1 protein-coding gene is annotated in these 310 nt (G+C 69.4%); it reads left to right on the forward strand.

Annotation, left to right across the window (positions count from 1 at the left end; all coding sequences use genetic code 11):
* Positions 1-310 (forward strand): condensation domain-containing protein (locus tag HL671_RS37930; RefSeq protein ID WP_172244283.1); only part of this gene is annotated, 310 nt, incomplete at both ends.

Raw genomic sequence — 310 nt, forward strand, 5'->3', positions numbered from 1 at the left:
CTGGCAGCGGCGCTGGCTGTCGGGCGAAGTTCTGGCGCGCCAGGGCGCGTATTGGAAGGATGCGCTTGCGGGGGCGCCTGCGCTTTTGGAGCTGCCGTGGGACCGGCCGCGTCCGGCGGAGCAGAATTATGCCGGAGCGATGGTGCCGGTGCGGCTGGATGGAGACCTGACGGGGGCCCTGAGGGCACTGAGCCATCGTCACGGCACGACGTTGTACATGACGCTGCTGGCGGGCTGGGCGGCGCTGCTATCGCGGTTGTCGGGGCAGGAGGATGTGGTGATCGGCAGCCCGGTTGCGAACCGTGGACGA

This window comes from Bradyrhizobium denitrificans, from assembly GCF_013179005.1.
GTDB lineage: Bacteria > Pseudomonadota > Alphaproteobacteria > Rhizobiales > Xanthobacteraceae > Bradyrhizobium > Bradyrhizobium denitrificans.